This is a genomic window from Nostoc sp. PCC 9305 (assembly GCF_963920915.1).
GTDB lineage: Bacteria > Cyanobacteriota > Cyanobacteriia > Cyanobacteriales > Nostocaceae > Nostoc.
On sequence record NZ_CAWUDN010000225.1, the window covers coordinates 1 to 2,809 of the forward strand.

The 2,809-nt window shown below is 41.6% G+C and carries 3 protein-coding genes; all 3 read right to left on the bottom strand.

What is annotated here, in order from left to right:
• Positions 1-96 precede the first annotated feature (96 nt).
• The 3 genes from ACM0OX_RS35415 to ACM0OX_RS35425 all read right to left on the bottom strand — a co-directional run bounded on the left by ACM0OX_RS35415 (position 97) and on the right by ACM0OX_RS35425 (position 2,072).
• Positions 97-1,122: a WD40 repeat domain-containing protein gene (locus tag ACM0OX_RS35415; protein ID WP_414519857.1), complete on the bottom strand. Its 1,026-nt coding sequence runs from the start codon at positions 1,120-1,122 to the stop codon at positions 97-99.
• A 184-nt stretch (positions 1,123-1,306) separates the two neighbouring features.
• Complete coding sequence (locus ACM0OX_RS35420; RefSeq protein ID WP_414519859.1) at positions 1,307-1,873, bottom strand: ferric reductase-like transmembrane domain-containing protein; 567 nt, start codon at positions 1,871-1,873, stop codon at positions 1,307-1,309.
• Between the two features lie 67 nt (positions 1,874-1,940).
• Positions 1,941-2,072, bottom strand: coding sequence for a hypothetical protein (locus tag ACM0OX_RS35425; protein ID WP_414519860.1), 132 nt, complete (start codon positions 2,070-2,072; stop codon positions 1,941-1,943).
• Positions 2,073-2,809 lie beyond the last annotated feature (737 nt).

Consider the following 2,809-nt stretch of genomic DNA (forward strand, 5'->3'; position numbering starts at 1 on the left):
TAAACCAAAAGCTTGAGCTTTTTTCTTCAGGTTATTAAGTAGGCGCTCTCAATACTGTTACTCATAAAGATTTGTTTACTTTCTGAAAGCTTCTTGTCACTCTTTAGGAACAGACCAGAGTTTGATGCTTTTGTCGGCACTGCTGCTGGCTATCATGTTTCCATGCGGTCTGAAAACTACTGACCGCACGCCTCGCTCATGCCCGATCAAATTCTCCAAGAGTTTGCCTTCAGGCAACCCCCATAACTTGATAGTGCTATCATTGCTACCACTAGCTAATCTCTTGCCATCGGGACTGAAAGCCACTGACCACACAACTCCTTCATGTCCAATTAGGGAGTGCAACAATTTACCAGTGGGCATTTGCCAGAGTTTCACTGTCCTATCAGCACTGCCACTCGCTAAAGTCCGTCCATCAGGGCTAAAAGTCACTGAGCGCACAGCTTGTGAATGAGCATTCAGGGTTTTTAGAACAGCACCATCCATCAGCCGCCAAATTTTGAGTTTACCACCCTCATTGCCACTAGCTAAGGTCTGCCCATCCGGACTAAAAGCAACAGTTCTTACCCACTTTCCATCCGATAACTGATGAACTTGTACGCCAGTCTGCACGTTCCAGATGCGGATGGTTGTGTCAGCACTACCACTGGCTAACCACTTTCCGTTGGGGCTGATGGCAACGGCTTCTACATCATCTGTATGGCCATCTAGGGTACGAAGCAGTTGCCCCGTCTCTAAATTCCAGAGTTTAATCCGGTTATCCCAACTGCCACTAGCGAGCATCTTGCTATCTGGACTGATGGCAAGGCTTACCACTGCATCGCCGTGTCCTTCTAAAGTATAGAGTAAGGTGTTACTAGGCAGATCCCAAATTCTAATTTTTTTATCGTAACTGCCACTAGCGAGGAAGCGTCCATCAGGGCTGATTGCAAGAGCGTAAACCCAAGTTGAATTTCCTTGGACAGAACGTAAGGGTTTAATAGTTGCAACAGAGATAGTAGCAACACTAGCGTTTCGGAAGTGGAAGAATAGGCTAGCACAACTGCTACTACCAAGCAAGATCGTTAGGGTGCTGATTGCCAATGCTGCTGAAGATTTCCAAGTAATTTGTTTCGATCTCATAACAGGACATTCCTTGTGCGAGTGGGAGAATAATCTGACTTGCACCCACTACGTACTAGTAGTTCGCCAAGTGAACTTGGCGGGGTAAAGGGTAAAGGGGAAGGGGGAAAGGTTTCAAATCCCTTACCCCTTACCCCTTCCCCTTTCCCCAGCCATCACGCAGCATTTTTGGGTTGGCAGACTACTAGAGAGTAATTTTTTCTGGAATTTGAGATGAGAACGCTTTTCCTTTCGCTTTTTGTTGTTTATTCCGATGTTCAATCCAGCGTCGCATCAAAAATAAAAGGGTTGTCATGACAATCCCTACTAACCCAATCGGGGTTAAATAGCTCCAATGCTCTAACATTTTGTCCCAAACGTGCCAAGTGAGCAGGAACATAGCTAAGTAAGTCAGGGTATGTAATCGCTTCCAATTTTTTTTCAGTCTTTTGACACTCCAGTCATTAGAAGTAATTGCCAATAGGGTAAAAATTATGAAGGTAGATATACCTTGGATATAAATCCAATAGGTATTGGGATCTAAAAAATCAAGGTCTCTCTTTTTCACTAAGAGGAAAGCGTGAAGCAAAGCCAAGCAGAAAGCCAGAATACCGATAAGTCGTCGATATTTTAACAGCCATTTGGGAAGGTTCGCTTGTTTAGTTTGAGGAAAAATTATTCTGAGATTCGTGGGCATTAAGGTGAGAATATAAGCTCCTAAAGCTAGAAATCCCAGGCTGTTTTCTAACGGTGCTGTATCGATTGGTGCCATGACCAATCCTCCTTAATTTTTCAATAAAAGCCACTTTTTTAGAAGTTAAATATTTCCTACACCCACATCAGCGAGTCAGCTCAAAGCTTGCTAGCGTAAGACTGGTATATTCATCTAACTCCACTGCTAACTGAGTTAAAGCCTGAGATTTACTGACTAATTTCTGAGTTTTTGGATTTGTTTTTTCTTGATGATCCATGAAAGATAATTGAGCGCAATCTGCCTTTATTTGGTACCTAATTTATCAGAGACTACCCCCTGTTGGAAGGTTGTTAGCTCAAACAATCTTATCCTCAAGTTCCGGTGGTCGCAGTTCTTCAATTCCCATATCTTTTGGTGAAGTAAGTAATAAGTTATTTGAGCAAGTAAGCAAAATTCGTATTAAATATAACATTGCAGTGAATTACTTTTAATATTAGTTGTCTTATAGACTCTGAAACTCATAAAACTCATTCCATAACTCATAGTAAAACTCATGAAAAATAACATCCCTAAATAGAAATATTACTAAAATAACTTGTAACTAAGTACAACATCTCATTAATTCATAGCAAAATATCTGCGTGCCTCTGCGCCCCTTTGTGTTTAAATTTCAACCCTCAATTCGCCATGATTTTACGCAAAGCTGTACTAAGCACCTGTACTCTCAACAATTGCGTAGGGTCAGAAATAGGAGTGAGTTCTAAACCAAAGGCTTGAGCTTTTTTCTTCAGGTTATTAAGTAGGCGCTCTCAATACTGTTACTCATAAATCAATACTTCAATTAAGCCTGAAAGTCAGGTAAACTAAGTATTATTCCCAAGCATGAAAATTAACTGTGGTACATCTCAAGGATTTATCACTATTGTGTCCAAAAATACAAAGTAGTTATTTTGTTTACTATCAGGACTTACGCAACTGGCACAAATAGCGGGCGGGGCTACACCCCGCCACGCA